The organism is Lactiplantibacillus plantarum, from assembly GCF_014131735.1.
GTDB classification, from domain to species: Bacteria; Bacillota; Bacilli; order Lactobacillales; family Lactobacillaceae; genus Lactiplantibacillus; species Lactiplantibacillus plantarum.
Genome location: NZ_CP039121.1, coordinates 2,628,308 through 2,642,681, shown reverse-complemented (window position 1 = coordinate 2,642,681; position 14,374 = coordinate 2,628,308). Strand labels below are relative to the sequence as shown.

Annotated in this window: 16 protein-coding genes; 15 read left to right on the top strand and 1 reads right to left on the bottom strand. The window is 44.7% G+C overall.

Features of this window, described 5'->3' with window-relative positions:
• The first annotated feature begins 1 nt into the window (after position 1).
• From E5260_RS12450 to galU, 15 genes are all read left to right on the top strand, one after another.
• Positions 2 to 1,177, top strand: coding sequence for a membrane protein (locus E5260_RS12450; protein WP_003640996.1), 1,176 nt, complete (start codon positions 2 to 4; stop codon positions 1,175 to 1,177).
• Entirely contained in the window at positions 1,177 to 1,905 is a 729-nt protein-coding gene (locus E5260_RS12445; RefSeq protein ID WP_003640997.1) for a response regulator transcription factor, read from the top strand. Before E5260_RS12450 ends, E5260_RS12445 begins: the two co-directional genes overlap by 1 nt.
• Entirely contained in the window at positions 1,898 to 3,301 is a 1,404-nt protein-coding gene (gene pnpS, locus E5260_RS12440; RefSeq protein WP_003640998.1) for a two-component system histidine kinase PnpS, read from the top strand. The genes E5260_RS12445 and pnpS overlap by 8 nt, the downstream gene beginning before the upstream one ends.
• A gap of 344 nt (positions 3,302 to 3,645) precedes the next feature.
• Positions 3,646 to 4,521: a phosphate ABC transporter substrate-binding protein PstS family protein gene (locus E5260_RS12435; protein WP_011101150.1), complete on the top strand. Its 876-nt coding sequence runs from the start codon at positions 3,646 to 3,648 to the stop codon at positions 4,519 to 4,521.
• Between the two features lie 10 nt (positions 4,522 to 4,531).
• Positions 4,532 to 5,461 (top strand): phosphate ABC transporter permease subunit PstC, encoded by a 930-nt coding sequence (pstC, locus tag E5260_RS12430; protein ID WP_003641000.1) that lies wholly within the window; start codon positions 4,532 to 4,534, stop codon positions 5,459 to 5,461.
• Positions 5,451 to 6,335 (top strand): phosphate ABC transporter permease PstA, encoded by an 885-nt coding sequence (gene pstA / locus E5260_RS12425; protein ID WP_003641001.1) that lies wholly within the window; start codon positions 5,451 to 5,453, stop codon positions 6,333 to 6,335. The genes pstC and pstA overlap by 11 nt, the downstream gene beginning before the upstream one ends.
• 14 nt (positions 6,336 to 6,349) lie before the next feature.
• The gene (pstB, locus tag E5260_RS12420) at positions 6,350 to 7,159 is read left to right on the top strand and encodes a phosphate ABC transporter ATP-binding protein PstB (RefSeq protein ID WP_003641002.1); all 810 of its coding nucleotides are present in this window, start codon (positions 6,350 to 6,352) and stop codon (positions 7,157 to 7,159) included.
• 11 nt (positions 7,160 to 7,170) lie between these two features.
• Positions 7,171 to 7,926, top strand: a complete 756-nt coding sequence (pstB, locus tag E5260_RS12415; protein WP_003641003.1) for a phosphate ABC transporter ATP-binding protein PstB — start codon at positions 7,171 to 7,173, stop codon at positions 7,924 to 7,926.
• A gap of 12 nt (positions 7,927 to 7,938) precedes the next feature.
• Entirely contained in the window at positions 7,939 to 8,613 is a 675-nt protein-coding gene (gene phoU, locus E5260_RS12410; protein WP_003641004.1) for a phosphate signaling complex protein PhoU, read from the top strand.
• A 99-nt stretch (positions 8,614 to 8,712) separates the two neighbouring features.
• Positions 8,713 to 9,024, top strand: a complete 312-nt coding sequence (locus E5260_RS12405) for a PspC domain-containing protein (RefSeq protein WP_003641005.1) — start codon at positions 8,713 to 8,715, stop codon at positions 9,022 to 9,024.
• A gap of 21 nt (positions 9,025 to 9,045) precedes the next feature.
• Positions 9,046 to 9,411 carry a phage holin family protein gene (locus E5260_RS12400; protein ID WP_003641006.1) on the top strand — a complete coding sequence of 122 codons (366 nt, stop codon included), beginning with the start codon at positions 9,046 to 9,048 and terminating at the stop codon, positions 9,409 to 9,411.
• A 145-nt stretch (positions 9,412 to 9,556) separates the two neighbouring features.
• Complete coding sequence (gene hprK, locus E5260_RS12395) at positions 9,557 to 10,504, top strand: HPr(Ser) kinase/phosphatase (protein ID WP_003643956.1); 948 nt, start codon at positions 9,557 to 9,559, stop codon at positions 10,502 to 10,504.
• A gap of 18 nt (positions 10,505 to 10,522) precedes the next feature.
• Positions 10,523 to 11,371, top strand: a complete 849-nt coding sequence (lgt, locus tag E5260_RS12390; RefSeq protein WP_003641008.1) for a prolipoprotein diacylglyceryl transferase — start codon at positions 10,523 to 10,525, stop codon at positions 11,369 to 11,371.
• 17 nt (positions 11,372 to 11,388) lie between these two features.
• Entirely contained in the window at positions 11,389 to 12,405 is a 1,017-nt protein-coding gene (locus tag E5260_RS12385) for an NAD(P)H-dependent glycerol-3-phosphate dehydrogenase (protein ID WP_003641009.1), read from the top strand.
• A 43-nt stretch (positions 12,406 to 12,448) separates the two neighbouring features.
• Positions 12,449 to 13,369 (top strand): UTP--glucose-1-phosphate uridylyltransferase GalU, encoded by a 921-nt coding sequence (gene galU, locus E5260_RS12380; protein ID WP_003641010.1) that lies wholly within the window; start codon positions 12,449 to 12,451, stop codon positions 13,367 to 13,369.
• A 97-nt stretch (positions 13,370 to 13,466) separates the two neighbouring features.
• Here the strand turns inward: galU and E5260_RS12375 are convergent, their stop codons facing one another.
• Positions 13,467 to 14,147 (bottom strand): EAL domain-containing protein, encoded by a 681-nt coding sequence (locus E5260_RS12375; protein ID WP_003641011.1) that lies wholly within the window; start codon positions 14,145 to 14,147, stop codon positions 13,467 to 13,469.
• Positions 14,148 to 14,374: the final 227 nt, after the last annotated feature.

The window sequence follows — 14,374 nt, the reverse complement described above, 5'->3', positions numbered from 1 at the left end:
CATGCAGGTATTAAAGATTTTTGAATTGTTTCTTTTACAACCGCTAGTTTGGTTAGGATTGCTGCGTAGTTATTTAACCGCTAAACGGCGGGTGAAGAGTGAACGGCAGCATTTTCAGAGTGCTATCAACCCACAATTAGTTGAAGTCCACCACTTTTTAGTGGATGGCTGTTTACTAGGAGTTCTAATGACAATTATTAGCTTGGCATTGGGATTAGTGGTGGCCCCCATCTGGGTGGTTATATACGAAGTAGTGGCGGCCATTAGCTTGATCATTATTCCTGGTGCACTGGTACCAGTGACCGCTTTTGGCCTCAGCTGGTTAGTTTATTGGATTATGAGCCCGGAATTAACGACGGTGGGGGGCGCTTTACAACGGCACGGTGTTGCCATGACCAGTATGAGTGGCAATTTGGTGGTGAACGGACTATTGTTATTAGCCATCGTGCTGGCGGCTACGGCGGTCTTGTTACGACACTATGATTATGAGGGCCGTTCACCGCAACTACAGCCCGACCAACGTGGAAAGCGACTTGTTCGTTACCAGTGGCAACAATTGTTGGTCTTACCAGTTGGGGTACTGGTCCCCGGTGATTGGTTACACGCAACTATCAGTTGGTGGCCTGTGTTTATGGTTGGCGAGCGATCCTTCAGCATTTTATTGTTGCCTTTATTAGTTGGGACGAGTGTTCGCGTTTATAAGCAGCTGCCACAAATTGCATGGCGGCAGTTAGCGGCCCGCTATGGTTGGGTAACACTCGCGAGTGTTTTAGTTGCAATCATTGCCCGTTTTGCAGTGCTCAGCCCGCAGTGGTTGCTAGCATTGATGGGATTAATCGTTGTGCTAACTTGGGGAATCTTAGCACAGCACCGTTATCATGATCGACACCAACAGTTTCGATATTCTGATACTGAACAAGGTGTGCGGGTGATTGGGTTACGCCCCCACACGCCCGCGGATAAATTAAATCTCGATTTAGGAGATATTATCTTGGAATGTAACCGGCAACCAGTTAATACGGAAGCTGAATTTTACGCGGCCCTACTGAAAAGTCCGACGTATGTTCACCTCAAAGTGCGCAATCGGCAACAGGAATTAATTATTACCGAAACGGCGATCTATAATGGCGCCCCACACGAGTTAGGAATTGTGTTATTCACTGATCAGGAGGATTAATGACCATGGATAAGATTTTAGTGGTAGACGACGAACCAGCTATCGTCACGTTATTATCATATAACTTGAAGCAGGCGGGGTACGAAGTTGTGACGGCGACGGATGGTGCGGACGCGTTGTCATTAGGCCTGGCCCAATCATTTACATGTATTTTGTTAGATTTGATGTTGCCGAAACTCGATGGAATGGAAGTAACAAAAAAGTTACGACAAGAAAAGGTTCAGACGCCTATTATTATTGTGACGGCTAAAAATGATGAGTTTGATAAAGTGTTCGGCTTGGAATTAGGTGCGGACGATTATATAACCAAGCCGTTTTCACCCCGCGAAGTGCTCGCTCGGATCAAAGCAGTTATTCGGCGGACAACGCCGGACGAGCCCGTGACACCACCGGCACCCATGCCGCCTGCTAATCGTGCGGTAATGCTTGTTGGTGATTTACAGATTGATCAAAACAAATACCGAGTCGCGCGCAACGGGAAAAATATCAGCTTGACACCAAAGGAATTTGAATTACTTGTGTATTTTGTTGAACGAGAAGGTCGGGTTCTCAGTCGTGATGCGATTTTAAATCACGTCTGGGGCTACGACTATGCTAGTGAGACGCGGATCGTTGATATTCACATCTCACATTTACGTGAAAAGATTGAAGCAGATCCCAAGCAGCCACGGTTGATCAGGACGGTCCGGGGTTTTGGCTACGAATTTGTGGGTGACGGCCATGCATAATCGCTGGCAACAGACGACACGGTTATTGCTCATGGAAAATGTGTTACTGGTTCTGATCGTGTTGGTCGTGTTGCAGCACTTTTCGCCAATTAAGTGGTCCTGGCGCCTAGTCGGTTGTTTAGTTGGTGCTTGGCTGGTTTTGGCAGTAATCGAGGGCTTGATCGCTTGGCGGCAACAAAGTGAACGGCAGCGCACGATCGACCGTATGGAAGCTAAGCTTCGTCAGATGAGTAGCCAGCAATTTCCACCACATATCTTATTGCCACAATCGGACCCCTTATACAGCCTAGCACAAGCGGTCAACCAGTTAGAGAGTTATCAAAAAAGTCAGACGCGCCGTGCGGAACTGCAAGAAAAAGAGTTAATGATGATTATGCGGTACTTGCCTGTGGGAGTGATGGTCATTGACCACCGGCGACAGGTTCAACTGTCTAATCCGGCGATGAGTGAACTATTGCAAGTCTCGGTTAATACGGTGGCCCACATTTATACCAAGGATATTCAGCTGTACGCGTTGACTAAATTGATTGAAGATACGATTACTAGTGGCAAAAATCAACGGGCAACGATTACGCTGACCCCAGCGCCTAACACGCAGGTTGTCGAGGCTTCAACCGTTTATATCCAAGGCAATCGTTCACAATTTCAAATTGTCCTGATGTTGTATGATATCACTGAAGTCTATATGATTGAACAAATGCAGGATGATTTTGTCAGCAACGCTAGCCACGAGTTGAAGACGCCGATTACAGCCATTTCCGGTTTCACTGAAACGTTGTTAAGTGGTGCCAAGGATGATCCGGACACGCTTGACCAATTCTTGCATATTATTGCGGATGAAAGTCAACGGTTGATTGATCTCATTCAGGATGTTCTGTCGCTATCGCGAATTCGTGCTCAGAATACGACGATGTTAACCTTAGCTCCGCTTGCTGTTCGACCATTGATCGAACAGGAACTGGCTGTAGTTCAGCAGGCAATCGAACGTCAGCACTTAACGATCAATAACCAAGTCGATGCTGATCTAATGATAACGAGCGATTCACAGAAGTTGAGTCAGATCATCAAAAATCTGTTAACGAATGCAATCAAGTATAATCGACCTCATGGTAGCGTGACGATTGCCACCATGGTCAGTCATCAAACGTGGTCGCTGATAGTTAAAGATACGGGCATTGGTATCAGTGCCGATGATCAACAGCGTATTTTTGAACGCTTCTATCGGGCGAGTCCGTCACGTTCACAGCAACTTGTGAGTGGGACTGGACTCGGATTAGCGATTGTTCAAGAATTGGTCAACGCAATGCACGGAACAATCGACGTTGTCAGTCAACGGGGCGTTGGGACAACTATGACAGTTACATTGCCACTAGCTGCGAGTGCTTCCGAGCAGTAGTAAGGCGTTAAGCATACGGACAGTTCTGATTGTAACTGGTGGTCTATCAAATGATGACGTGGTGACGGTATGAGTTGTATTGCTGAGTCAAAAGATGTCATTAGTTGAGAATTGAATGTGTCGTAATTAAGCCAGACGAATTGATAACGATTTTTAAGGTAAATGTAAACCTTGAAAATCGTTTTTTTGTGCACTTTTTTAATTTTCCTTTCATAATTGGGGGCTAAAAGCCGGTAATAATTAAAAATATATCGACGTTTACACAATCTTTACAAAACTCATATAAAGCATTTACACAAACTTTGTATTATTGAATATGAACAATGGGTAGGAGGTATATAGTTATGAGAAAAAGTCGGGTCATCCAATTAATCGTGTTAATCGCGATCATTGGACTAGTTGGATTAGGGTACACACATCGTGATCGAACTAGTGCCAGTGAATCAATTACCGCGGTTGGATCAACGGCCTTACAGCCACTGGTTGAAGCAGCCGGTGAACAATACAGCAGCAACCATACCGGTGTGTTTATCAATGTGCAGGGTGGTGGCTCTGGAACGGGACTCAGTCAAATTCAGGCGGGGGCCGTGGCAATCGGTAATTCTGATATTTTTGCCGAAGAACAGTCTGGCATTACAGCGAGCAAGTTAATTGATCACCGGGTAGCCGTCGTCGGTATTGCCCCCATCGTTAATAAAAAGGCGGGCATTACCAATTTGACGCAGCAGCAACTCATTCAGATTTTTACTGGCAAGGTCACGAATTGGCGTGAAGTTGGTGGACGTAATTTACCGATTACGTTAATTAACCGTGCTCAAGGCTCCGGAACCCGGAAGACATTTGAGCGATACGCCTTAAAGGGTAATCAGAGTGTTGATTCCCAAGAACAAGATTCGTCAGGATTAGCTCGGTCAATTGTTGCTAGTACACCTGGCGCAATTAGTTATGTGGCTTTTTCTTACTTAGACAACTCAGTCCAGACCGTCAATGTTGATGGTATTCGGCCAACCGAAAAAAATGTGCGGAATAATCGCTGGTACATCTGGTCCTACGAACATTTATATACGGGGAAGCACCCCAATCAGTTAACCAAAAAATTTATTGATTACATTTTATCAACCGCTGTTCAGCAGAAGTTAGTCAAGCAGTTAGGTTATATTTCGGTCCATGACATGCAAGTACAGCGGAATGCGGCCGGTAAAGTTTCAGTTATGAAATGAGGGAGAGCGCATGGATAAAATTCGAGAAAGCTTATTAAAAAAATCAGTTGCTAGTAAAATTGAACGGCGTGGTAAGGCCATTAGTCTAGTTTGTCTAGCGCTAATTGTCGGGATTGTCTTTTTGATTTTCTACTTTGTTGCATCACGGGGGTTAGCAACCTTTTTTCAAAATCACATTAATCTATGGCAATTTCTGAGTGGGACGCAGTGGAACCCCGGAACAGTCGGAACGAATGGACAACCAGCTGTGGGGGCACTACCGATGATTGTTGGATCGTTTTTGATTACGATTCTTTCGGCCTTCATTGCCACACCGTTTGCTATCGGGACGGCGGTCTTTATGACCGAAATTTCACCACGGCGGGGGGCGAAGATTCTCCGGCCAGTTACGGAACTATTAGTTGGTATTCCATCCGTAGTGTATGGATTTATCGGGCTACAAGTTGTCGTACCGTTTGTTCGTAATACGTTTGGGGGTAGTGGCTACGGGATTCTTTCTGGGACCTTTGTGCTATTTGTCATGATCTTACCGACCGTGACGTCAATGACGGCGGATGCGCTGAATTCGGTACCCCGTTATTACCGAGAAGCCTCGCTAGCTCTAGGGGCGACGCGCTGGCAAACAATTTATAAAGTCGTCCTGCGGGCAGCCATTCCTGGCATGCTGACTGCCGTCGTATTTGGGATGGCCCGCGCCTTTGGGGAAGCTCTGGCGGTCCAAATGGTGATTGGGAACGCGACGTTGTTGCCGCATAACCTAGTTTCACCAGCCGCAACTTTGACAAGTATCTTGACGATGGGAATCGGGAACACTGTCATGGGTTCATTACAAAATAATGCATTGTGGTCATTAGCCATGATCCTGTTATTGATGTCCTTAGTCTTTAACTTAGTCATTCGCTACATTGGTCGAAAGGGGAAATTAAACCATGAACGCTAAACGCATCGATAAAATTGCCACTGGCGTGCTATACGGCGTCGCAGCCTTTGTGGTCATCATCTTAGTTGCCCTATTGGGATACATTCTGATCCAAGGGGTGCCCAAAATTTCGTGGCATTTTTTAACGTCGCCGGCCCTGGCTTTTGAAGCGGGTGGTGGGATTGGCATTCAGTTGTTTAACTCCTTCTACTTACTATTTTTAGCGTTATTGATTTCATTACCGATTTCACTGGGTGCGGGGATCTATCTAAATGAATATGCGCCGCAAAATACGGTGACTGGCCTGATTCGGACGACCATTGAAATTCTGAGTTCATTGCCATCCGTAGTCGTGGGGCTGTTCGGATACTTGTTCTTTGTAGTGCAGTTCAAGTTAGGCTTCTCGATTCTTTCCGGGGCGTTTGCGCTGACCGTGTTTAACTTACCGATTTTAACCCGGAGTATTGAGGAAGCACTCGCCAATATCTCAGATAATCAACGGGAGGCCGGCTACGCGTTAGGGCTATCACGTTGGGAGACAGTGACGAAGATCGTAGTTCCCGCTGCCTTACCAAGCATTTTAACGGGGGTCGTCTTGAGTGCCGGGCGGATCTTTGGTGAAGCCGCAGCTTTAATCTACACTGCGGGTCAAAGTGCACCAGCCTTGGACTTTGGTAACTGGAATCCATTTGATATCAGTAGTCCACTCAGTCCACTACGTCCAGCCGAAACGTTGGCCGTTCATATTTGGAAGATCAACTCAGAAGGAATTATGCCGGACGCGAAAGCCGTTTCGGCGGGAGCTTCAGCCGTATTAATTATTGCGGTATTGCTCTTTAACTTCTTAGCTCGTTGGCTTGGCAAACGCTTGTACAAACACTTAACCGCTGAATAAAGGAGGCCGTTTTGATGGCAGATAACACAATGACGACGACACAACGTAACATCATGGCGTTTGATCCTAAAGATCATGAAATCGCGCTTTCAACTGAGGATTTACACGTCTTTTATGGTAAATCCGAGGCTATTTCAGAGGGCGATTTACAGTTTGAACGTTATAAGATTAGTGCGTTGATTGGCCCATCCGGTTCCGGAAAGTCAACCTACTTGCGTTCGCTAAACCGAATGAATGACCGTATTGCAACGGTTAAGGGCAAAATTATGTATCGCGGCTTAGATATTAACAGTAATGATATTGATGTCTATGAGATGCGCCGGCACATTGGCATGGTGTTTCAACGGCCTAATCCGTTTGCCAAATCAATCTATGAGAATATTGCTTTTGCACTCCGCCAGCGCGGAATGAACAAGAAACAAGACTTGGATGAAATTGTTGAACGGTCTTTACGGCAAGCGGCGATGTGGGACCAAGTTAAAGATGACTTAAATAAAAGTGCGTTAGCTCTGTCTGGCGGGCAGCAACAACGACTCTGTATTGCTCGGGCAATTGCAATCAAGCCAGACATTTTACTGCTCGATGAACCAGCGAGTGCTTTGGATCCAGTATCGACAAGTCAAATTGAAGATACTTTGTTAGAACTAAAGCAGAATTATACCATTATTATTGTGACGCATAATATGCAACAAGCATCTCGAATTAGCGACTATACCGCGTTCTTTAACCTCGGCAAAGTCCTAGAATACTCAGAGACCGGTGAGATTTTTACCAATCCTCAGGTTGATCTGACGAATGACTATATTTCCGGAAACTTTGGATAGGAGGACCGTTCATGAGTACAATTTTAACGACCGAGAACTTATCATTATTTTATGGTAAAAAAGAGGCCCTCAAAGGAATTAACATTGATTTTGATGATAAAGGAATCACGGCTTTGATTGGGCCCTCTGGCTGTGGTAAATCCACCTTTTTACGTTGCTTGAACCGGATGAACGATCTGATTCCTAATGTAACGATCACGGGTGAGGTGAACTTCAATGGTCACAATATTTATGCGCCCACGACCGATACGGTTCAATTGCGTAAAGAAATCGGCATGGTGTTTCAACAGCCGAATCCCTTTCCATTCTCAATTTATGAGAATGTCATTTACGGGTTACGGTTGGCAGGAGTCCATGATAAAGAACGCTTAGACGCGGCGGTAGAAAAAAGTCTGAAGCAGGCTGCAATTTGGGATGAAGTTAAGGACCGGTTGCATGCCAATGCGCTATCATTGTCTGGTGGGCAACAACAACGGGTTTGTATCGCACGCGTCCTAGCCGTCGAACCTGATATTATCCTTTTAGACGAGGCCACTAGTGCACTTGATCCGATATCGAGTCGGATGATTGAAGAAACCCTATTGAATTTGCGCCAGGATTACACTATCATAACTGTTACGCATAACATGCAACAGGCGTCACGAATTTCTGACCGAACGGCGTTTTTCCTGAATGGTGAATTAATTGAGGTCAACGACACGAAACAGATTTTCATGAATCCAGTTAAACAGGAAACCAATGACTATATTTCAGGACGATTTGGTTAGGAGGAAAAAAACATGCGACGACTTTTTGATGATGAACTAAACGATATTGATGCAAACTTCACTGAAATGGGAATGATGGTTAGCGAGACGATTGAAAAGGCAGTCAAGGCGTTTATCGACCATGACCGCGACCTCGCACAAGAAATCATTGATAATGATGCTAAAATCAACCAACGGGAAGTTGAACTAGAACAGAAATCATTTGAGATGATTGCGTTATACCAACCCGTCACTTCTGATTTGCGAGAAATTGTCACCATTTTGAAAGCCGTCTCTGAATTGGAACGGATGGCCGATTATGCACGTAATATTGCTCACGCTACGATTCGGGTCAAAGGAAATGTGCGCGTCCCTGAAATTGAAGCAGCGTTATCAGAAATGGGGAATCGCGTGCGAAAGATGGTCGAAGAGATGTTGGCAGCTTACGTCAAAAGTGATGATCAGGAAGCACGCCGGGTCGCAGCTAAAGACGCAAAAGTCGGGGAGATGTATGATCGTATTAATGAGAAGGGGATCTCCAAGATGGAGCGCCATCCTGAGACGGTCATCGGTTCCACGGATTACCTGAATGTTGCAACTTACCTAATGCGCATCGGGGCGTTAGTAACTAATATTGGTGAGTGGATCGTGTATTTGAATACTGGTGAGATTATCGAATTGAATCCAGAAAGTTCTAATTTAGTGTAACTAATCATAAATAATTGCTTAAAGCCGGTCGTCTAGTTTGCAACCGGCTTTTACAATTAGTAAGATATGGTTAGATAAACTGATAAGGAGCGTCTAACGATGAAATCAAATACAAAACAAAAGTTAACTAAATCTAATAATCGCGTTTTCGCCGGCGTCCTCGGGGGCATTGCTGAATATTTGAACTGGAATGCAACGATTCTACGAGTACTCTACGTTATTTTAACCTTGGTTACCCATGGCTTTGGTGTTTTGGTATACTTAGTATTAATGACAATTATCCCAAGTAAACCAGACAATACGGGTTTCTTCGAACAGATGCGGCAAAGTACCGGTACTCAAGCTAAACCGCAAGCGCATGGGCGCAAAGAGATTCATAACGTTCATGAAGAGGATGATCCGCGTCACTAAGATTAATGGAGTGATTATACAGTGGGCTTTTGGAAACGAATTTTAATCAATACAATCTTATTTATTGCGATTGCTGGCTTTTTTCAGAGCAGTTTTCACGTTGCAAGTGTGTGGATGGCTTTAATTGCCAGTTTTGTGCTTGCAATTTTAAACGCCGCTATTAAGCCGTTTTTGCTGTTATTATCGTTACCGATTACGTTATTGACACTCGGGCTATTCAGTATTGTCATCAATGGTTTTATGCTTCAGATGACATCCTACGTTGTGGGTAAGGCCAATTTCGGCTTTTCGAGTTTTGGCATGGCGATGGTTGTTTCGATTCTCATGTCAATTGCTAACGTGATTGTTTCCAACTTTTTCGCGAAAGACGGCGTTGATGGTGAATAAAGCGCTTTAAAGTGCTAAGATTAGAAGATAGAAATAATCCGTTTTCAGTCATAAAAGTGTGGCCGCTTGAAAGGGTAGCGTAATGGCGCGACTGGACAACGCGGGCCACACTTTTTTATTAGTGGAACAATTAGGAGGGATTCTTTTGGCAGGAAGTGTAACCGTTGCCGATTTGGTGAAAAATACGCGCCTGGATGTGTATCATGGCGCTGACTTATTAGAAAAGAAAGATATTACAACGAGCGACATTTCACGTCCGGGGCTGGCGTTGACCGGTTACTTCAACTACTATCCTCGTGAACGAGTGCAATTGCTAGGTAAAACTGAAACCGCTTATTCGAAAAATATGAGTCATGATGAACGACTGATGATTTTTCGTAAGATGTGTCAGTTAACCACACCCGCGTTCGTCATTTCAACGGGGTTACCCGTTCCAGAAGAACTCGTGCAAGCCGGTGAGGAAAATGGCGTGCCGATTTTAGGAACGAAAATGACATCATCACGGATTCTAAGTAATATGACGAATTACTTGGAAGGTAAATTAGCTGAACGACAATCTGTCCACGGGGTATTAGTTGACATCTATGGATTAGGTGTGCTGATTACTGGTGATTCCGGTGTTGGGAAGAGTGAAACGGCCCTGGAATTAGTCAAACGGGGGCATCGTTTGATTGCTGATGACCGGGTCGATGTCTATCAACAGGATGAACAAACGCTTGTCGGTGAAGCACCCGCAATCTTGAATCACTTATTGGAGATTCGAGGTATCGGAATTATTGATGTTATGAATCTTTTTGGCGCTGGGGCTGTTCGTCAAGATACCGACATTGACCTTATCGTGCACCTTGAGAATTGGACGCCTGATAAGCAATTTGATAGACTAGGAAATGGAGAACAGAACCGGAAATTCTTTGATGTTGAAGTTCCTGAAATCTCGATTCCAGTTAAGACTGGACGTAACCTAGCAATCATTATCGAAGCAGCGGCCATGAACTTTCGGGCCGAGAGCATGGGCTACGATGCGACCAAGGTCTTTGACGATAACTTGAACAAGTTGATCAAAACGAATTCCGTGCATGATTCTCACAAGTAATAAGGAGATGGCAGTAGCGTGAATACCGTTTTAGGGGCACTTAACCCAATTGCACTGCGGTTAGGACCAATTCAGGTCCATTGGTACGGCGTCATTATTGCTAGTGCCGTCGTCATTGCGGTTGCACTAGCAGTACGTGAAGGTCAGCGACGGGGTGTTCGGCCCGATGACATTTACGATATGATTTTATGGGCACTTCCGTTTACTTTAATTGCGGCGCGGACTTACTATGTGATTTTCCAGTGGTCATATTATCGTCAGAATCCCGGTGAAATCATCCGTATCTGGGATGGTGGAATTGCCATCTATGGTGGCTTGATTGGCGCCGGAATTGTGGTCATTTTATTCTGTCGGTCACGCTTTATCCCAACTTGGCTAATGCTTGATATTGCCGCACCAACGGTGATCATGGGCCAAGGTATTGGTCGCTGGGGTAACTTTATGAATCAGGAGGCTTTTGGTCGAGTGACTAGTCTGAGTTTCTTACAAGGCTTGCACTTACCTGATTGGCTGATTAACCAGATGTATATCCGTGGCGCGTATCGGCAACCAACATTCTTGTATGAGTCGGTATGGGATCTATTAGGATTTGCCTTACTGATGCTCACGCGTCATCGCACACATTGGTATAAGCAGGGTGATGTCTTCTTGACTTATGTTGCTTGGTACGCCTTTGGTCGCTTCTTCACAGAAGGGATGCGGACTGACTCGCTCATGTTATTTAACGTTATTCGGGTCTCACAAGCGTTGTCAGTGGTACTGTTCTTTGGTAGCATTGGCTTAATGATCTGGCGCCGGCGTCACAATCCGAATAATCGTTGGTATTTAGCTGGTTCTGGTCAAAAGGTTGTCGCAGAAAATAAGTAGATTAGAGGGTTATTTGAATGATGAAAAAAATTGCCGTTTTAGGTGCTGGCTCATGGGGTAGCATTTTGGCAAATCTGTTGGATGAAAATGGCCACTCAGTGCGGCTCTGGTCGTACTCACCGGCCCAAGTCACAGAATTAAATGAGCAACACACGAATGAGCGATACGTTCCTGATTTTAAATATTCAGAAACGTTGACTGCTTATTCTAATCTAACACAGGCGATTGATGGTGCGGATGTAATCTTGTTTGTCGTACCAACCAAAGCGATTCGCGAAGTGGCCCAACAAGTGACTGCCGTGCTTGCCAAGACCCATCAGCGGCCGATTATTGTGCATGCTAGCAAGGGACTCGAACAAGAGACACACAAGCGGCTGTCGCAAGTTTTGGCAGAAGAAATTCCCGCCGAATTACGACAAGCGATCGTTGTCTTATCGGGCCCTAGTCATGCTGAAGAAGTGGCCCGCCACGATATTACGTTGATTACGGCGGCTAGCGCCGATGAATCTGCAGCCGAATTAGTACAGCAACTCTTCATGAATGACTATTTCCGCATTTACACGAATACCGACGTGGTTGGTGTTGAACTAGGTGCGGCGCTCAAAAATATCATTGCCCTGGGTGCTGGTGCGCTACACGGCCTGGGCTATGGTGATGACGCCAAGGCAGCCTTAATGACTCGTGGTTTAGCTGAAATCAGTCGGCTCGGAGTGGCGTTGGGCGCAGAGCCGTTGACATTTATCGGTTTATCCGGTGTTGGCGATTTAATTGTTACGGCAACTAGTGTCCATTCGCGTAACTGGCGCGCTGGTAATGAGTTAGGTGCTGGTCAGGACCTCAAGACGGTGATTGATACCATGGGCATGGTTATTGAAGGTATCCCGTCAACTAAAGCCGCTTACGAGCTTGCACAGCAACAAAATATCGAAATGCCCATCACTGAAGCGATTTATGATGTATTATATAAGAGTGCCGACATTAAGGAAGTCATTCCACAATTGATGCGGCGCGAGGGGAAACCTGAGATTCAGTAGGAATTTCCAAACTAATTTCACTATTTTTAGGAGGATTTATCACATGTCAAAAGTTAGAAAAGCCGTTATCCCAGCGGCCGGATTAGGAACACGGTTTTTGCCTGCTACTAAGGCGATGCCTAAAGAAATGTTACCAATCGTTGATAAACCAACGATTCAGTTCATTGTTGACGAAGCTCGTAAATCGGGGATCGAAGACATTGTTATCGTCACGGGTAAGAGCAAGCGTAGTATTGAAGATTACTATGATTCTAACCCAGAATTAGAGGATAACTTACGGGCTAAGCACAAGGAAGAAATGCTCAAGCTGGTTCAAGAAACCACAGACATTAACTTGTACTTTATCCGGCAATCACATCCACGTGGTTTGGGCGATGCCGTTTTAACGGCTAAAGCTTTCGTTGGTGACGAACCTTTCGTCGTCATGCTTGGTGATGATTTAATGGAAGACAAAGTACCGTTAACCAAACAGTTAATGAATAGCTATGACAAGACACATGCGTCAACGTTAGCTGTTATGAAGGTTCCTCATGAGGAAGTTTCTAAGTATGGGGTCATCAATCCTGAAAGTGAAAAGGAACCGGGCCTATACAACGTTAATAACTTTGTTGAAAAGCCATCACCTGAAGATGCGCCTAGTGATCTTGCTATCATTGGTCGTTACTTATTAACACCAGAAATTTTTGATGTTCTTGAAAACCAAAAACCTGGTAAGGGTGACGAAATTCAATTGACGGATGCCATTGATACGTTGAACAAGACTCAGCGGGTCTTTGCCCATGAATTTAAGGGGACTCGGCACGATGTTGGCTACAAGTTTGGCTACTTGAAGACGACGATCGAATACGGGTTAACTCATCCGGATGTTAAGGCTGACTTGCGGACTTACATCAAGGATCTTGGTGCTAAGTTATCTAAAGAAGATAGCGCCGCTCCTAAAACAACGAAGAAACCAACTAAATAATACTTGATTAATTAAAACAACCGTGAAATCTATTAAGATTTCACGGTTGTTTTTAGTTAACTGCTGAATAATTGCGATTCACTAATTAAGCTGGCACCTAGTGGTCGGCTTTTAATTTGAATAAATGGGGCTTGCCATAATAATAACCTTGGCGTAGTGAAATATTTAAGTCATTCGCCATTTGATCTTCGGCATCGTTTTCAACACCCTCTAGAATTAACCGGATATCATGTTGTACCGCAATGTCGCGCCAGAATTTTAATTGAATGGGAATCTCGTTTTCACGATCTTCGGCCCGAAAGTTTTGCATGGCGAATTTGATTTCTTCGGCCGATTCGAGTAGCGGTTTAATGTGGTCGTAAACGTTGATTCCCGTGCCAACGTCATCAATGCTAAATTGTAGGCCGTTAGCCTTGTACTTATCAATTTGTTGTTGCATCGCCGCCAGTGTAAACGTATCTTCACCGGGTTCTTCTGTGACTTCGACGATAACATGAACCGGGAATAGCTTTTTCTGAGCATCAATGACTGCGGCAGCAATATCATCATTTAGAAATTGCTTGCGATTAAAGTTAATTGATACTGACCCGATTTTTAATGCAAGCTCACTAGCCGTAGCCTTTAGTAAGCTGACTTGTACATCGATCGGAATATTATCGAAGCTTTCTGGTAAGGTCCACCGGTCCTGATCAGTCTCACGATAGCGAATCAGCATCTCGTAGCCAATCAGTGAATTATTAAATTTATCTAACTGGGGCTGAATAAAATAGCGGTACATAAGGGAACTCCTTAGACTTGAATTAACACGATTTGATGCTTCCTAATACATACTATACCAAAAAATGAATAAGTGAAACTGTTTGACACCATCTTTTTTTTGCATGGTATCGATTATCAATTGGGCTAATGATGATTGTGCTAAACTGCTTGGTGAACAAGGTAATTTTCTGAAAATGAGTAAAAAGTCAATTAGTGGTTACCTGGCAAAGCTGGTATGGACGATAT

Bases quoted from the DNA above. Each gene is read 5' to 3' on its own strand.
- galU (WP_003641010.1), top strand. From the start codon at position 12,449: ATGTCAAAAGTTAGAAAAGCCGTTATCCCAGCGGCCGGATTAGGAACA.
- phoU (WP_003641004.1), top strand. From the start codon at position 7,939: ATGCGACGACTTTTTGATGATGAACTAAACGATATTGATGCAAACTTC.
- E5260_RS12450 (WP_003640996.1), top strand. From the start codon at position 2: ATGCAGGTATTAAAGATTTTTGAATTGTTTCTTTTACAACCGCTAGTT.
- pstA (WP_003641001.1), top strand. From the start codon at position 5,451: ATGAACGCTAAACGCATCGATAAAATTGCCACTGGCGTGCTATACGGC.
- E5260_RS12375 (WP_003641011.1), bottom strand. From the start codon at position 14,147: ATGTACCGCTATTTTATTCAGCCCCAGTTAGATAAATTTAATAATTCA.
- pnpS (WP_003640998.1), top strand. From the start codon at position 1,898: ATGCATAATCGCTGGCAACAGACGACACGGTTATTGCTCATGGAAAAT.
- pstB (WP_003641003.1), top strand. From the start codon at position 7,171: ATGAGTACAATTTTAACGACCGAGAACTTATCATTATTTTATGGTAAA.
- E5260_RS12435 (WP_011101150.1), top strand. From the start codon at position 3,646: ATGAGAAAAAGTCGGGTCATCCAATTAATCGTGTTAATCGCGATCATT.
- pstB (WP_003641002.1), top strand. From the start codon at position 6,350: ATGGCAGATAACACAATGACGACGACACAACGTAACATCATGGCGTTT.
- E5260_RS12445 (WP_003640997.1), top strand. From the start codon at position 1,177: ATGACCATGGATAAGATTTTAGTGGTAGACGACGAACCAGCTATCGTC.
- E5260_RS12385 (WP_003641009.1), top strand. From the start codon at position 11,389: ATGATGAAAAAAATTGCCGTTTTAGGTGCTGGCTCATGGGGTAGCATT.
- pstC (WP_003641000.1), top strand. From the start codon at position 4,532: ATGGATAAAATTCGAGAAAGCTTATTAAAAAAATCAGTTGCTAGTAAA.
- E5260_RS12405 (WP_003641005.1), top strand. From the start codon at position 8,713: ATGAAATCAAATACAAAACAAAAGTTAACTAAATCTAATAATCGCGTT.